The sequence below is a fragment of the Streptomyces sp. ADI95-17 genome (assembly GCF_003846175.1).
Taxonomy (GTDB): Bacteria; Actinomycetota; Actinomycetes; order Streptomycetales; family Streptomycetaceae; genus Streptomyces; species Streptomyces sanglieri.
In genome coordinates, this window is the sequence record NZ_ML123045.1 from 870,104 (window position 1) to 885,403 (window position 15,300).

The 15,300-nt window shown below is 71.5% G+C and carries 10 protein-coding genes; 4 read left to right on the forward strand and 6 right to left on the reverse strand.

Translation table 11 applies throughout. The annotated features are described in order from the left end of the window. Nucleotides 1-47: 47 nt before the first annotated feature. The 3 genes from EES42_RS11970 to nadA form a co-directional block, all read right to left on the reverse strand. Entirely contained in the window at nucleotides 48-5,132 is a 5,085-nt protein-coding gene (locus EES42_RS11970) for a tetratricopeptide repeat protein (protein ID WP_124718105.1), read from the reverse strand. Further along, nucleotides 5,122-6,531: an alpha/beta hydrolase gene (locus tag EES42_RS11975; RefSeq protein ID WP_124718106.1), complete on the reverse strand. Its 1,410-nt coding sequence runs from the start codon at nucleotides 6,529-6,531 to the stop codon at nucleotides 5,122-5,124. Before EES42_RS11975 ends, EES42_RS11970 begins: the two co-directional genes overlap by 11 nt. A gap of 162 nt (nucleotides 6,532-6,693) precedes the next feature. Further along, nucleotides 6,694-7,890 (reverse strand): quinolinate synthase NadA, encoded by a 1,197-nt coding sequence (nadA, locus tag EES42_RS11980; RefSeq protein WP_164495225.1) that lies wholly within the window; start codon nucleotides 7,888-7,890, stop codon nucleotides 6,694-6,696. A 246-nt stretch (nucleotides 7,891-8,136) separates the two neighbouring features. Between nadA and EES42_RS11990 the strand changes: the two genes are divergently transcribed. Further along, nucleotides 8,137-8,493: a HesB/IscA family protein gene (locus EES42_RS11990; protein WP_072483280.1), complete on the forward strand. Its 357-nt coding sequence runs from the start codon at nucleotides 8,137-8,139 to the stop codon at nucleotides 8,491-8,493. A 113-nt stretch (nucleotides 8,494-8,606) separates the two neighbouring features. On the opposite strand, the gene EES42_RS11995 is transcribed toward EES42_RS11990, so the two are convergent. Next, entirely contained in the window at nucleotides 8,607-10,088 is a 1,482-nt protein-coding gene (locus tag EES42_RS11995; protein ID WP_124718109.1) for a hypothetical protein, read from the reverse strand. Between the two features lie 148 nt (nucleotides 10,089-10,236). Continuing rightward, complete coding sequence (locus tag EES42_RS12000; RefSeq protein ID WP_124718110.1) at nucleotides 10,237-10,434, reverse strand: hypothetical protein; 198 nt, start codon at nucleotides 10,432-10,434, stop codon at nucleotides 10,237-10,239. A 159-nt stretch (nucleotides 10,435-10,593) separates the two neighbouring features. Here EES42_RS12000 and EES42_RS12005 point away from each other — a divergent pair, with 159 nt between their 5' ends. Continuing rightward, nucleotides 10,594-11,568, forward strand: a complete 975-nt coding sequence (locus EES42_RS12005) for a carbohydrate kinase family protein (RefSeq protein WP_124718111.1) — start codon at nucleotides 10,594-10,596, stop codon at nucleotides 11,566-11,568. On the opposite strand, the gene EES42_RS12010 is transcribed toward EES42_RS12005, so the two are convergent. Continuing rightward, nucleotides 11,569-12,951 carry a cysteine desulfurase/sulfurtransferase TusA family protein gene (locus EES42_RS12010; RefSeq protein ID WP_124718112.1) on the reverse strand — a complete coding sequence of 461 codons (1,383 nt, stop codon included), beginning with the start codon at nucleotides 12,949-12,951 and terminating at the stop codon, nucleotides 11,569-11,571. 270 nt (nucleotides 12,952-13,221) lie between these two features. Between EES42_RS12010 and coxB the strand changes: the two genes are divergently transcribed. Next, nucleotides 13,222-14,184: an aa3-type cytochrome oxidase subunit II gene (gene coxB, locus EES42_RS12015; RefSeq protein ID WP_124718113.1), complete on the forward strand. Its 963-nt coding sequence runs from the start codon at nucleotides 13,222-13,224 to the stop codon at nucleotides 14,182-14,184. Next, a partial coding sequence (locus EES42_RS12020) for a cbb3-type cytochrome c oxidase subunit I (RefSeq protein WP_206433443.1) occupies nucleotides 14,181-15,300 on the forward strand: 1,120 nt, incomplete at its 3' end. The genes coxB and EES42_RS12020, both read left to right, overlap by 4 nt.

The window sequence follows — 15,300 nt, forward strand, 5'->3', positions numbered from 1 at the left end:
TCCCACGCACCCGCGTGGGACGGGGCCCTGCCCTTTTCCGGGGTACGTCAGGCGGCCCCGTTGAGGGCCTGGACCATCCGGAGCCACGTCTCGCCGTGCGGGTGGGCGTGCCGGACGCTGAGGGCGACGATCTCCCGCAGCAGCCTGGCCCGGGTCGCCTCGGGCGCGCGGGGCAGGAGCGTGGCCAGCTCGTCCGGTTCGATGCCCTCGACGGCCCCGGTGAGCACCATGCCCGCCTGGGCGTGGGTGAGGGAGGACAGGCCGTCGTCGAAGACCTGCCCCTCGATGGCCGCCGCGTGCAGCAGCGCGTTGCCGTCCCCCGCTGCCAACGCCCTTTCCACGTAAGCCTGGAGGGCGTCGCGGTCCTCGACGAGGCGGTACGCGGCGTCCAGCCCTTCGGCGCGGGCGACATCGAGGACGGCGACGTGCGCGAGCGGGGTGTCCTGCGGCGGCCGGGCCTGGAGGATACGGGGGTGGTCCCGGAGGAAGACCCGTGACTCCGCCCAGTCGGCGCAGCCCACCCACTCCGCCACCTGCTCCGCGAGGATCAGCGGATCGTACGCGGCGGTCACGCCGTGGGCGAGGACGGCCTCGCGGAGCGCGGCGTGCTGCTGTGCGGTGCGGGGGTCCAGGAACGCCAGCTCTTCGAGGGCCGTCGCCGCCTCCTCGCTGCCGAGCACGTCGGCGTTCCGGGACCAGACATCGCGTGACCCGGGCCAGTCGGGCGCGAACATCCAGGAACCGACGAGTTCCAGCGTCCTGGGCGACAGGGCGAGCCAGGCGGGTGCGGGGGCGAAGGTCTCCTCCTCCCACGTCGCGCGGACCGCGTCGGGATCGCCGTACGCGCGCAGCGCCCGCCGGGCCCGTACGGTCACGGCGTCCGCGCCGCCGTCCGGCGCGGCGTCCTGGTGGAGAAAGGACACCAGTTCACGCACGCCGGCCGAGGCCCGGGCACCGGGACAGCCCAGCAGGAAAATGCTCCGCTCGACACCGAGGCGCCGGGAGGTCCCGGGGTGGGCGGCGAACTCCTCCACGACCTCGTCGAATTCCCGGACCGCCGACGCGTGGTCGTCGGTGCGGGCGAGTGCCCCGGCCAGGTTGGCGAGAGCGGAGACCAGGGACTTCTCGAAGGCTCCGGGGTTCTCCAGCGCCAGGGTCCGGTAGGCGGCGGATGCTTCCCGCGCCGCGCTCACGGCTCCTTCGGCGTCCTGGTTCGCCCCCAGGTGCTTGCTGAGGTTCTGCAGGGAGAGCGCCAGATCGGGAAGGTGGGCACTGCTGAGTTCGTCGACGAGCACACGCAGGATCCGGACGCCCTCCCCGGCAGCCACCAGGGCCTCCTTCCGGCTGCCGGTGTCGGCGAGATTCTGGGCCAGAGTGCCGAGTGAGCCCGCGAGAGGGGAGCGGAGGGACGGCTCGCGTTCGGCGAGTTCACGGAAGAGGGCGACCGCCTCCTCCGCGGCTCGCAGCCCCGCCGCCGGGTCTTTGGCCCTGTTCAGGTGGGCGGCGAGATTGGTGAGTGCCGTGGCCAGCTCCTGCCGGAAGACTGCGGGGTGCTGTGCGGCGAGTGCGCGGCGGATGGTGACCGATTCCCGGCCCGCCGTGAGCGCCCCCGAAACGTCGCCCAGGGTTGCGCGATGGTTGCCGAGGTTGGTGAGGGCCGTCGCGAACTCCGCGAGGAAGGCGTCCGGATCCTCGGCGGCCAGGTGCCCGTAAAGGGCGGTCGCTTCCTCGGCGTTGGGCAAAGCCGTCGCGGGCTCACCTGCGGCGACGAGGTGCATGGCGAGGTTGTTGAGCATCGCGGCCAGGCCCGGGAGGGAAGCTGTCGGCCGTTGTGCGGCCAGCTCGCGCTGGATGCGTACGGCCTCCTGCGCGAGCAGCACCGCCGAAGCCCGGTCTCCCGCGGCGGCCGTCTTGTTGGCCAGGGAGGTCAGGGACCGGGCGAGATCCGGCTGGAAGACGTCGGGGTGCTGCGAGGCGAGCCGGGCGTACATGCGCGCGGCATCCCGTGCCGGAGCGAGCGCCCCCTCATGGTCCCCGGTGGCGGAGATCCGGTCCGCCAGGTTGTGCAGAGCGCCCGCCAACTGCGGCTGGAAGGCGACCGGATGACGCGCGACGAGTTCCCGGCAGATCTCCACGGCCTCCCGCGCGGGCGCGAGGCACCCCGCGAGATCACCGACGTCCTCCCGGTGCACGGACAGATTGGTCAGGGACCCGGCCAGGGCGGACCGGAGGCCGGTGGGATGGCGTTCGGCCACCTTCCGGTCGACCCGGACCGCTGCCACCGCGTGAGGAAGCGCGCCCACGTGGTTTCCGACGGACTTGAGGCTGCTGGCCAGATTGGTCAGGGCAGAGGCGAGAGGGGCCAGGAACTCATCGGGGTGCGCCGCGGCGAGCTCGGTGTAGATCTCCACGGCTTCCTGCGCGAGTGGTACGGCGGCCCGGCGCTCCCCGACGGTCGAGAGATTCGCCGCCAGGTTGGTCAGGGTGGCGGCGAGGCCGGGGCGGAACGCCGCTGGAGTCCGTTCGACCAGCTGCCGGTAGATGCCGACGGAGTCCAGAGTGAGCGCGAGTGCCCCCTCTCGGTCGCCGATGTCGTGGACGCGCCGGCCGAGAGTGCCGAGGGCGAGAGCCAGGTCGGGGAGGCCCGCGCTTCCGCCCGCGTCGGCGAGGCTCCGCTGGAGCTCGACCGCTTCGCGCGCCGGCGGCAGCGCCCCCTCGCGGTCGCCGATGTCGGCGTACCGGTTGGCGACGTTGATGAGGGTGCGTACCAGCGCCGTACTGAAGTCCCCGGGAGAGGTGCGCTCCAGCTCCTTGTACAGGGTGAGCGCCTCCCGCGCCGCACTCAGCGCATCGTCGGGACGCCCTTCCGTCCTGAGCCGCTGCGAGAAGAGAATCAACGCCTGGGCCAGGATGGGCGCCGCACTCGCCCCGCCCCGCTCCACCAGCCCCCTCAGCATCCCGATCCCCGCCGCTCCCGCCCGCGACGCGTGCCGCGCCAGCCCCCGCACCACGTACGGATCGACCGAATCCCAGCCGCCGCCCCCCGCTCGCCGCTCGGCGTGCGCGACGAGCGCGGCCAGCACCACCTCTCCGGCCTCGGCACCCCCCGGCCCCTCCCGGTCCGCGAGATGCGACACGAACTCGCGGTGGTACAGCCGGAACACCGCCTGTCCGCCTTCCGCGTCCTCGACGACATAGCGGCCGTAGACGGACAGCAGCCAGTCCACATCGCTCTCGTCGTACGACACGTCACCGCCGCCCAGCGCCCCGGCGACCTCCTCCCACACACCTCCGGCGGGCATGCCGCGCCCGACCGTCCACGCGAGGGCCGACAGCAAGTCGCGTGCGGCGCCCGGAAGTTCGGTGCCGTCCTCGCGGACCCGCACCGGCCCCGCCCGCAGGTCCTCCTCGAACGCGGCCTCGATGGAGCCCGGCAGACCGGACGACCACCGGTCCTCGTCGACGCCACCGGAAGCCCCCGCAAGCAGCGACCCCACCACCAGCCGGGCGAACAGGAACCCGCCCCCCACGGCCGTGGCACGCGAGGCGACCGCGTCGGCCGTCTCCCGCGCCCTGTCCTGTGGGACACCGGCCTCCGCGCACCGGCGGAACACGTACTCACCGATGTCCTTCTCGGTGTGCGGTTCCCGCTCCAGGTCCGCGGTGGTGACACCCGCGCCGATCAGCCGGGTCAGGGCGTCCGGCAGCGTCTCGTCCCCGCGCCCGTCCTCCGCCAGACAGCTGCGGAACGCGCGGTCGCGGGAGCCGAGCAGGACCCGGCCCGTCCGGCTGAGCGGGAAGACCAGCTCCTCGATCATGGCGCGCAGGTGCTCGGCGGGCACTTCGTCCAGGCCGTCGAGGACCAGCACCGGCTGCGGGGACAGCTCACGGAGCTCGCCCCGGAAGTCGTCCGTGTTGCGGGGCTCGGGCAGCCCGAGCTGCCGGGCCAGTTCCGAGACCGCCTGGAGGGGGCTCAGGCCCCGCAGGTGTACGGAGGCGAGAGAGCGGACGGGGCTCAGGCCCGGGTCCGGGTCGTCCTCGCGCAGGCCCCCGTACTTCTCGGTCTCGCTCCGCTGCACGGGGTCCGTGAGGGTCGCGATCCGGCCCAGCACGGCCGACTTGCCGCAGCCCGCCGGGCCGGTCACCAGGAAGAGCCCGGCCTTGTCCGCCGCCAGCCACGCGACGATCCGGCCCAGCACCTCCTTCCGGCCCGTGAAGAACCAGCCCTCCTCGCGGTACCCGACCCCGCGCGCCGCGAGCACCAGGTGCTCCACCAACCGGGCGGGGGCCCCGGGCACATGGCGCGGGTTGGGAAAGACCGGGAGCCCGGTGCCGAGGGTCGCGGGCACCGGCGTCTGGCCCTCGCCGCGCCAGCGTTCGGCCAGCGCGGCCAGCAGGTCCGGGCCGCCGACCAGCTCGTTGCGGGCGCTCCATGCCGAGCGGTACTCGGTGGTGGAGGGTCCGTCCCTCAGTACTTCTGCCAACGCGGTGAGCAGCGGGCCGCTGCCGTCCGACGTCTCGTTGCGCCGGCAACTCGCCACGATTCCCAGCCACTTCACCTGTCCGGGCGGCGTGGACATGACCTCCCAGCGACGCAGGGCCTTCTCCATGCCCCGGCCCACCGCGTCCCCCGCGTGGCAGGTGTCGATGATCACCAGGATCTGGTCCGCGCCCGACGCCACCGCGTCATTGACCAGCGTCTCGGCCGAGACGCCCCGCCTCAGCGCGCGTGCGTCACGGGTCACCTGCTCGACGTCGAGATCCAGGTCGCAGAGCGCGAGGCGCAGTTCGTCGTCGATCAGCACGCCGTGCCCCGACCAGACGATGATCGCGGGCTTCGCCGCCCCCGTCTCCCGCCAGCCCTCGCTCCAGGTCGTGAGGGCCTCGTCGAAGGCCGCCCAGGACGGGTTCCCACCGCCCACCACATGCGCCGCGATCCCCAGGCCGTCCAGCAGTCCGGCGATCTCCGCCATCTGGGCCGTCGCCCCGGTCAGCCGCGGAAAGCTCCGCTTGTCGGCGTACTCCTCGCACACCACGCACAGCGCCGTGCCCGCCGGCTCGCGCCCTTGGTCGTCCGCCGTGCCCGCCGGCTCGCGTCCCTCGTCGTGCGCCGTATCCGTCTCATGCACCATCGTTCGCCCCGCCCTCCAGTACGAGCACCAGCGCGGTCATCACGACATGGCCCGTGTTCCCCGTACTCACCCACACCCGGTGCGGCCCGGCCGGCAGCCCGGCGAGGCGTGCCGCGTAACGGCCCCCACCCAGGTTGCTCAGCGTCCGCGCCGGTCCGCCCTCGGCCGTCGCGAAGACGGCCACCCGGTCGTGGCCCCGTACGTCCGGGGGGACCGTGGCCCGCAGCTCGTACACCTCGCCCTCGGCGATCACGTCCGGGGCGTCCACCACCAGCGGGATGTCCGCGGCCTCCGTGCCCCGGTGGACCGGCAGGTCCGGGGTGAGCCAGTTGAACAGTTCCTGGCGCAGCGCCGTGTTGTTCTGGAGCGAGCCGTGCCTCTCCCAGGGCGTGAGCGCGGGCCGCCCCGCCGCCCCCACATGGGCGCTGGAGAGCCTGGGCACGCGGCCGTCGCCGCCCTCGTCGGCCCCGTCGATCGTGAGCAGACCGGTCAGCTTCTCGCCCCGGACCTCGGCGGTGGTCGGGGTCGGCTGGCGCACCCCGCTGATCGGTACGTACTCCACCCCGTGAGCCGCCCCCGCCCCGGACCCCCGCAGCGCCTCGTGGAAGCGGGCGGCGTCCTCGATCAGGGCGGCGTCGGTCCCGGGCAGGCCGGTCACCTCACGGGCGTACCGCAGCGGCCCGCCCGGCGCGGTGATCAGCGCGGCGTAGTCGGGGACGAGCTGGTGGAGGGACGGAAGGCCGCGGGCGAACGCGGTGAGCCCGATGCCGGCCGGGCCCACCCCGTTGACCAGGGAGAGCAGGGCGTCCAGGGAGCCCCGGTACGGCGTTCCGAGCGTGATCACCCGGCGCGTCACCTCCGCGCCGCCGCACCGCTCCACGTAGTGGCGGGCGACCAGGCCGCCCATCGAGTGGCAGATGAAGACGGCCTGTGCCTCCGCCCGCTCCGGCGCCGAGGCCCGCCAGCGGCCGAGCTCCTCGTCGACCCGCTCGGCCAGCCGGTCCGCGTTGTAGCGGCAGGACAGCCGCCAGTCGTAGGCGAAGCCGATCAGATTGGCGGGGGCGTCCGCCTCGTCCTTCTCGCCCCGCCGCCGGAGCGTGAAGTTGTTCTCCAGCCACTCCAGGAAGCTGTCGTAGCCGTCCACGAGCGTCCCGATGCCGAGCAGCCCGTGCAGGTCGCGCATCGGACCGAGCGGGCGCACACCGTCGCCCGGGTGCTCGTCGCCCAGGTCCGGGGGGAGCGCGAGGCTCTTGACGGACCGGCCGAACGTACGGATCCCGCGCAGGAGGGCCCGGCCCGAGAGGCCCCAAACCTCGTGCCCGTCCGCGTCCGCCAGCCGACTGCCGAGAATGCCCGGGACGACGACCACCAGGTCGTCCACCGAACTGCGAGAAGCCATGTGGTGCCGTACCCCCATGAAATGTGCGCTGCGTTGAGTAGCAGCGTAATTACGGTACGGAGACCGCGAGGGCCGTATGGGGGAAATCGGCCCGCTGTCCCCGCCCGTGCGAAAGGCCCCGGAGAAGCGCCCGAAGCGCCCCGGGGCCTTTCGCGGCCGGTGCTACGGCAGCGCCAGCATCCGCTCCAGCGCGAGCTTGGCGTACTTCTCCGTCTCCGGGTCGACCTCGATCCGGTTGATCAGCTTGCCCTCGGCCAGCGACTCCAGCGCCCAGACCAGGTGCGGCAGGTCGATCCGGTTCATCGTCGAGCAGAAGCAGACCGTCTTGTCGAGGAAGACGATCTCCTTGTCCTCGGCCGCGAACCGGTTCGCCAGCCGGCGCACCAGGTTCAGCTCGGTGCCGATCGCCCACTTCGAGCCGGCCGGGGCCGCCTCCAGGGCCTTGATGATGTACTCGGTCGAGCCGACGTAGTCCGCCGCCGCCACGACCTCGTGCTTGCACTCCGGGTGCACCAGCACGTTGACGCCCGGTATCCGCTCGCGGACGTCGTTGACGGACTCCACCGAGAAGCGGCCGTGCACCGAGCAGTGCCCGCGCCACAGGATCATCTTCGCGTTCCGCAGCTCCTCGGCGGTCAGGCCGCCGTTCGGCTTGTGCGGGTTGTAGAGGACGCAGTCCTCCAGCGACATCCCCAGGTCCCGGACCGCGGTGTTCCGGCCCAGGTGCTGGTCGGGCAGGAAGAGGATCTTCTCGCCCTGCTCGAAGGCCCACTCAAGCGCCCGCTCCGCGTTGGACGAGGTGCAGATGGTGCCGCCGTGCCGGCCGGTGAACGCCTTGATGTCGGCGGAGGAGTTCATGTACGAGACCGGCACGACCTGATCGGCGACCCCGGCCTCGGTCAGCACGTCCCAGCACTCGGCGACCTGCTCGGCGGTGGCCATGTCGGCCATGGAACAGCCCGCGGCCAGGTCCGGCAGCACGACCTTCTGGTCGCCGGTGGTCAGGATGTCCGCCGACTCGGCCATGAAGTGCACGCCGCAGAAGACGATGTACTCGGCCTCCGGGCGCGCGGCCGCGTCCCGGGCGAGCTTGAACGAGTCGCCCGTGACGTCCGCGAACTGGATGACCTCGTCGCGCTGGTAGTGGTGGCCGAGGACGAACACCTTGTCCCCGAGCTTCTCCTTGGCCGCCCGGGCGCGCTCCACCAGGTCCGGGTCGGACGGGGAGGGCAGGTCGCCGGGGCACTCGACGCCGCGCTCGCTCCTCGGGTCGGCCTCACGGCCGAGCAGGAGCAGGGCGAGGGGCGTCGGCTGGACGTCGAGATCCTGGACGGGGTGGGCCGTGGTCACGTCACGCACCCTTTCTTCTCTGCTGAAAGCCTCTGCGAAGAGCTTCCGCGAAGCCTTTTCGTCTAATTGACGCTATCTATCATATCCGGTTCACGTCACTTTGACGATGGTCATAGTGTCGATGTGACGCATCCCCCCGGCCGACCGGTGTGCGAGCATGAATGGAACAGGCAAGCGCTCGGCCCGGAATGAATCCGCGGTCCCGACGGTTGCAACGTCGGCAAGCAGTCTCCGTACAACCCGGGAGAGAAGCAGATGTCCGTATCGGACGAGACCACCACCGTGAGCGACGGCATCCTCCTGTCCGACGCCGCCGCAGCCAAGGTCAAGGGCCTGCTGGAGCAGGAAGGCCGTGACGACCTGGCGCTGCGCGTCGCCGTCCAGCCCGGCGGCTGCTCGGGCCTGCGCTACCAGCTCTTCTTCGACGAGCGTTCGCTCGACGGCGACGTCGTGAAGGACTTCGACGGCGTCAAGGTCGTCACCGACCGGATGAGTGCTCCGTACCTGGGCGGCGCCTCCATCGACTTCGTCGACACCATCGAGAAGCAGGGCTTCACGATCGACAACCCCAACGCCACCGGCTCCTGCGCCTGCGGCGACTCCTTCAACTAGCCCTGAAGGCGGCGCGTACGCCTGAGCGCGACGCGGAACGGCACAACGGCGGCGGCCCCGGAATCCGGGACCGCCGCCGTCGTCGTGTCCGGGCCGTGCCCGGGGGCCGGAGCTCAGGCGCGGGGTACGTCGCCGCCCGACACCGCGTCGACCACGGTCCGGTCGCCGAGCGGCGCGTCGAGCGTCACCGTCCGGGTCAGCTCCTTGGCGATCATGACGCAGACCTTCTTCCCGGGCTGCTTCGCCTCCGCCACCTTCACGGTCACCCGGTCCGGGCTCTCGGCCGCGCTCGCGGTGTACGTGCTGCACACCCCGCCCCAGAACGTCACCGACAGGGTCCGCCCGTCGGCGCTGTACGACAGCAGCTGCCGCTGGGACTTCTCCGCGTTGCCCGGGGGCGTGGGGGGCGGCGTGGGGGCGGTCGTCGCCGGTGCGTTTTTCGCCAGGTACGAGGGCGCCACGGCGACCTGCGCCACCGTGGTGCCCCGGCCGCCGGCGGCCGGTCGCACCGAGAAGAGCCAGGACGGTACGAGCGTCTGCTTGCCCGCCACGTACTGCGCCGCCAGGCCGAACACCGCCTTGTCGACCGTCACGGTCGTCGTCGGCCGCTCCGCCCCGGTCCGCGCCCCGCAGTGGGCCTTCGGCGATTTCAGGCCTTCGTCCAGCGGTACGGGGGAGGCGCAGCCGCCGATGTCCGCGCGGGCCTCCTTGCGGGTCGCCGGACCGTTCAGCTGCTCCAGCGCCTCGGCCGCGCCGATCACCGGATAGCTGTCGCCCTTCTCCAGGCCCTTCAACTGGCCGCTGCCGCCGACCACTTCACCGTCCGGACCCACCTGGATCCCGGTCGACCAGCCGTATGTGGGCAGGTCGTCCACCTTCGGGTCGGCGTTCACCACCCGTACCGCGCCCATGAGCTGGCCGGAATCCAGCGTGGCGTCGGGCTGCCCCGCCGCCTTCAGGACCGGTGCCGCGGCGGCCCTGGCGGCGCTCTCGCTCACCGGGGAGCCGCTGCCGCCCGGCGCCGGGTTCCCGCCCGAACAGGCCGCCCCCTTCTGGCAGTTGTCCGTACCGCCGGAGCCGTACCGGGCGAAGCTCCAGGTGCCCGGAGCCTGCTTGTTCACCCGCAGGACCGGGCCCGAGCCGTCCCCGTCGGACCCCACCTTCCAGTATGTGGCCTCGGCCTGCGGCGTGCCCGCCAGGCCCAGCGCCTTCGCCAGCCGGGCCACCTCGGCCGCCGAGACGGTGCCCACCGACTGCCGCACCGCGGCCGTGCGGGGCCCCTCGGGCAGCTTGCCGGCCGCGCGGTAGACCACCCGGCCGCCGCTCGGATCGGGCTCGCCCGGCGCGATGCCCCGCGGGGGCGCCCCGGGCGCCGTGGGGGCGCCCGAGTGCTGCCCCAGGGCCAGCGGGGGAGGGGTGTGCCGCCCGCCGTCGTCCGCGCCGCTGCCGGACCTGCCGTCGCTGTCGGCCGCGGTAGCGGCCCAGTACGCGCCACCGCCACCGGCCAGCAGTACGGCTGCCGCCACCGAAGCCACGGCGAGCGGCGAACGCCGCCGGGGGCCGGTCACGTCGTTGTCGGGTCGCTCGGTGCTCACCGGATCGCTCCTTCGCCTGCATGGCCGTCACATGCCGTCGCCCGGCCTGTCGTCCGTCCCCGGACGGGGACAACGGTGGGACGGAGCAGCGGCGCGCACGGTTCCCTCGCGGGGCTCAGGCGCGATCGGTGCGGGTCTCGGCCGCCCTTCAGTCGCCGTAGTCCGACATGGCGTCGACCAGCCGGGCGGAGGCGGCGGGCACGGTCACCCCGTGAATCCGGGACGGCGCCACCGGAACGGGGGCAGACTTCGGGCGGGCCACCCAGTGCGGAGCCATCCGCGCGCAGTCACCGCGCAGCTCGGCCAGGCTGATCTCGGACTCTCGCGTGGCGCTGTGATTCGACATGTTCGCACCGTAGGCATCACCGACCTCAGGAAGAAAGCCCTACTATCGGGTAGTTTTCCCCCTTCATGGCGGGTCGGGGGAACCGGTAGCGTGAACTGTCACGCCGCCCCGGGAACACAGCCACCCGTTCCCCCCGATCTCCGCAGGAGCAGTCTCCCCGTGCGAATCGCAGTCACCGGCTCCATCGCCACCGATCACCTCATGACCTTCCCCGGCCGTTTCGCCGACCAGCTGGTCGCGGATCAGCTGCACACGGTCTCGCTCTCCTTCCTGGTCGACAACCTCGACGTGCGCCGGGGCGGTGTCGCCGCCAACATCTGCTTCGGCATGGGCCTGCTGGGCACGGAGCCGATCCTGGTCGGCGCCGCCGGCTCCGACTTCGACGAGTACCGCGCCTGGCTCGACCGCCACGGCGTCGACACCGGTTCGGTCCGGATCTCCGAGGTCCTGCACACCGCCCGCTTCGTCTGCACGACGGATGCCGACCACAACCAGATCGGTTCCTTCTACACCGGTGCGATGAGCGAGGCCCGGCTCATCGAGCTGAAGGCCGTCGCCGACCGGGTCGGCGGCCTCGACCTGGTCTCGATCGGCGCCGACGACCCCGAGGGGATGCTCCGCCACACCGAGGAGTGCCGCTCCCGGGGCATCCCGTTCGCCGCCGACTTCTCGCAGCAGATCGCCCGGATGGACGGCGACGAGATCCGGATCCTCCTCGACGGCGCCACGTACCTCTTCTCCAACGAGTACGAGAAGGGGCTCATCGAGTCCAAGACCGGCTGGACCGACGAGGAGATCCTGGCCAAGGTCGGCCACCGGGTCACCACCCTCGGCGCCCGCGGCGTCCGCATCGAACGGGCCGGCCAGGACCCGATCGAGGTCGGCTGCCCGGAGGAGGAGACCAAGGCCGACCCGACCGGCGTCGGCGACGCCTTCCGGGCCGGTTTCCTCTCCGGCCTGGCCTGGGGCGTCGGTCTGGAGCGCGCCGCCCAGGTCGGCTGCATGCTGGCCACCCTGGTCATCGAGACGGTCGGCACCCAGGAGTACACCCTGCGCCGCGCCCACTTCATGGACCGCTTCACCAAGGCGTACGGCCAAGACGCCGCCGCCGAGGTGCGCACCCACCTCTCGTAGTCAGGACAGCCGGCGGACCACATAGGCCGAGCCGCGGTCCGCCGGCTCCTCACCCACGTACTCCTGCTCGCGCATCGCGCACCAGGCCGGGATGTCCAGCCGTGCCGCCTCGTCGTCGGAGAGCACGGTCACCGTGCCGCCCACCGGTACGTCCCCGATCACCTTCGCGAGTTCGATCACCGGGATCGGGCACCGCTTCCCGAGCGCGTCGACCACCCGTGTCCCGGCCGGGGCGGCCTCCCGGGGCGGCCCGACGGGCGCCCCCAGCCTCTCCCGTACCTCCGCCACCACCCGGGGCAGCACCTCCAGGAAGCGGTCGACGTCCTGGCCGGAGGTGCCGTTCGGCAGTGACACCCGTACGTTCCCCTCCGACAGCACTCCCATGGCCCTGAGCACATGGCTCGGTGTCAGCGTGCTGCTGGTGCAGGACGAACCGGATGATACGGAGAAACCCGCCCGGTCCAGCTCGTGCAGCAGTGTCTCCCCGTCGACATAGAGACAGGAGAAGGTCACCAGATGCGGCAGCCGCCGCACCGGATCGCCGACCACCTCCACATCGGGCACCAGCTCCGGCACCGCGGCCCTGATCCGGTCCACCAGGGCCCGCAGCCGTACGGACTCGGCCGCGGCCTCGGCCCGCACCGCCCGCAGCGACGCCGCCGCCGCGACGATCGCCGGAAGGTTCTCGAACCCCGCCGCCCGGCCCGACTCCCGCTCGTCGGCCGGACCTTGGACGGCGAACCGCACCCCCTTGCGCACCGCCAGCAGCCCGACGCCGGACGGCCCGCCCCACTTGTGGGCGCTGCCCGTCAGCAGCGACCAGCCCTCCGGCACCGGCTCCCGGCCCAGCGACTGCGCGGCGTCCACCAGTAGCGGCACCCGCGCCGCCCGGCAGACCTCCGCGACCCCGGCCACCGGCTGCTCGGTGCCGACCTCGTGGTTGGCGGACTGCAGACAGGCCAGCGCGGTGTCCTCGCGCAGCACCGCCGCGTACGCCGCCGCGCTCACCGCCCCCGACCGGTCCACCGGGACCTCGGAGACCGACCCGCCCTGGGCCTCATGGGTGGCGGCCGAATGGAGCACCGACGAGTGTTCGACCGAGGAGACCACCAGATGGCGGCCGACACGCCGACGTCCCGCGAGAGCCCCGGAAATCCCCGAGTGAACCGCCAGGGTCCCCGAAGGGGTGAATGTGAGCTCGTCCGGGCGGCACCCGACGGCCTCGGCCGCGGCCTCCCGGGCGGCGTCCAGGAGCAGCCGGGCCCGCCGCCCCTCCCGGTACAGCCGGGCCGGATCGGCCCAGCCCTCGTCCAGTGCGGCAAGCAGCGCCTGGCGCGCGACGGGGTGCAGGGGGGCGGCGGAAGCGGTGTCGAAGTAGGGCACGTGGCCACGCTAGCCCGAGCCGGGCTCCGGCCCGGGGACGGGCCGCCCGAAGGGCCAGGAGAGGGGGCGTCAGATGGCGGTCGGAGGCCCGTATTCCACCCCTTCGGGGAGTCGGACGGCGCGTTGGGCACCCTCCCCGCGCGACCCCAAATAGCGTCCAGTAGGGTTTGGTCCGCATAAACATCCAAACCCCTGCCCGCGTCAGGGCGGCGACCGACCAGAAAGACGGCCGCGCCGACCGCGCGGGCGAGACTCTCGGGAAGGCGCTACGTGAGTCCCAACGGCTCCGACCGCTCGTCGCGGCGCCCGATGCGGCGGAAGCTGCCGCAGGTGCTGACTGCGGGCCTGATCCTGGCGACCGCAACCGGTTGCACATACAAGGACTTCCCCCGCCTTGGTATGCCCACGCCGGTAACAGAAGAGGCACCACGGATCCTTTCCCTCTGGCAGGGCTCGTGGGCGGCAGCGCTCGCCACGGGCGTGCTGGTCTGGGGCCTGATCCTGTGGAGCGTCATCTTCCACCGGCGCAGCCGCACCAAGGTCGAGGTTCCTCCGCAGACCAGGTACAACATGCCCATCGAGGCGCTGTACACCGTGGTCCCTCTGATCATCGTCTCGGTGTTGTTCTACTTCACCGCGCGCGATGAATCGAAGCTCCTCTCGCTCTCCCCGAAGCCGGCCCACACCATCAACGTGGTCGGCTACCAGTGGAGCTGGGGCTTCAACTACATCGAGAACGTGGACGGCTCAGCCACCACGGGCAACGAGATCCCCAAGGAGCTCGACGCCATCCCCGACCGGTTCCGCAAGGACTTCCCCAAGGGTGCGGAAGGCGTCTACGACTTCGGCATCCCGGGAACGCGGAACCCGCAGAACGGCAACCCGGGTCCGACCCTGTGGCTGCCGAAGGGCGAGAAGGTCCGCTTCGTACTGACTTCGCGTGACGTCATCCACTCCTTCTGGGTGGTGCCGTTCCTCATGAAGCAGGACGTCCTTCCGGGCCACACCAACGCCTTCGAGGTGACTCCCAACCAGGAGGGCACCTTCATGGGCAAGTGCGCCGAGCTCTGCGGCGTCGACCACTCCCGGATGCTCTTCAACGTCAAGGTCGTCTCCCCGGAGCGCTACCAGGCGCACCTGGAGGAGCTGGCGAAGAAGGGCCAGAAGGGCTACGTGCCGGCCGGCATCGAGCAGACTGACCCGGCCAGGAATGCGGAGACGAACAAACTGTGAGCATCCTCAACGAACCTCAGGGTGCCGCGGCAGCAGACGACTCGTACGAGGACGAGCTGCCGGTCCGGCGCAAGCAGCCGGGAAACGTCGTCATCAAGTGGCTGACCACCACTGACCACAAGACGATCGGCACGATGTACCTGGTCACATCGTTCGCGTTCTTCTGCATCGGCGGTCTGATGGCGCTCTTCATGCGCGCCGAACTGGCCCGTCCCGGCACGCAGATCATGTCGAACGAGCAGTTCAACCAGGCGTTCACGATGCACGGCACGATCATGCTGCTGATGTTCGCGACGCCGCTGTTCGCCGGATTCGCGAACTGGATCATGCCGTTGCAGATCGGCGCGCCCGACGTGGCGTTCCCGCGGCTGAACATGTTCGCCTACTGGCTGTACCTCTTCGGCTCGATCATCGCGGTGGCCGGCTTCCTCACCCCGCAGGGTGCGGCGGACTTCGGCTGGTTCGCCTACTCCCCGCTCTCGGACGCGGTCCGGTCGCCGGGTGTCGGCGCCGACATGTGGATCATGGGTCTGGCCTTCTCCGGCTTCGGCACGATCCTCGGTTCGGTCAACTTCATCACCACGATCATCTGCATGCGCGCGCCCGGCATGACGATGTTCCGCATGCCGATCTTCGTCTGGAACGTCCTGCTGACCGGTGTGCTGGTCCTGCTGGCCTTCCCGGTGCTCGCCGCCGCGCTCTTCGCGCTGGAGGCGGACCGTAAATTCGGTGCACATGTCTTCGACGCGGCCAATGGCGGCGCATTGCTCTGGCAACACCTCTTCTGGTTCTTCGGCCATCCAGAGGTGTACATCATCGCCCTGCCATTCTTCGGAATCATTTCCGAGGTGATTCCGGTGTTCAGCCGGAAGCCGATGTTCGGCTACATCGGCCTGATCAGCGCGACGATCGCCATCGCGGGTCTCTCGGTGACCGTGTGGGCGCACCACATGTACGTGACGGGCGGCGTGCTGTTGCCGTTCTTCTCGTTCATGACATTCCTCATCGCGGTACCGACCGGTGTGAAGTTCTTCAACTGGATCGGCACGATGTGGAAGGGATCGTTGTCCTTCGAGACACCGATGCTCTGGGCCGTCGGATTCCTGATCACCTTCA

What these genes read in the sequence shown, in the direction of transcription:
- EES42_RS11970 (WP_124718105.1), bottom strand. Translation starts at nt 5,132, where the DNA reads ATGGTGCATGAGACGGATACGGCGCACGACGAGGGACGCGAGCCGGCG.
- EES42_RS11975 (WP_124718106.1), bottom strand. Translation starts at nt 6,531, where the DNA reads ATGGCTTCTCGCAGTTCGGTGGACGACCTGGTGGTCGTCGTCCCGGGC.
- EES42_RS11990 (WP_072483280.1), top strand. Translation starts at nt 8,137, where the DNA reads ATGTCCGTATCGGACGAGACCACCACCGTGAGCGACGGCATCCTCCTG.
- EES42_RS12000 (WP_124718110.1), bottom strand. Translation starts at nt 10,434, where the DNA reads ATGTCGAATCACAGCGCCACGCGAGAGTCCGAGATCAGCCTGGCCGAG.